This window comes from Paraburkholderia sp. SIMBA_027, assembly GCF_046535315.1.
In the GTDB taxonomy this organism is placed as follows: domain Bacteria; phylum Pseudomonadota; class Gammaproteobacteria; order Burkholderiales; family Burkholderiaceae; genus Paraburkholderia; species Paraburkholderia tropica.
This window is the reverse complement of the sequence record NZ_JAWRWY010000688.1, coordinates 1-268: the sequence shown is the minus strand read 5'-3', so window position 1 is coordinate 268 and position 268 is coordinate 1. Positions and strand designations below refer to the sequence as shown.

Sequence of the window (268 nt, the reverse complement as noted above, 5' to 3'; positions counted from 1 at the left end):
CGGTGACACAATCGAATCATGGAGTTGAAGAATCCGACCATCGGCAAGATCGTCGTCTTCGGTCTGCTCATTGCCGGCATCGCACTCATCGCCTTCACGTCGACGAATGCAGGAGTCGCATCGAAGCACAGCCCCGACGACTTCGGCGGCGACCCTTATTTGGCGCCGTCCATAATTCTCGGACTTCTCCTTGCCTTGAATGCGGTCGCAATCGCGGCGCTGGCCATCGCCGGCGAAGACGATCATCCCGACCGCGCCGAGGCGGAGC

The 268-nt window shown here is 60.4% G+C and carries 1 protein-coding gene; it reads left to right on the top strand.

The genetic code is table 11. From position 1 onward, the window contains the following. Positions 1-18 precede the first annotated feature (18 nt). The coding region (locus tag SB764_RS40775; protein ID WP_410866866.1) for a hypothetical protein at positions 19-268 on the top strand (250 nt) is incomplete at its 3' end.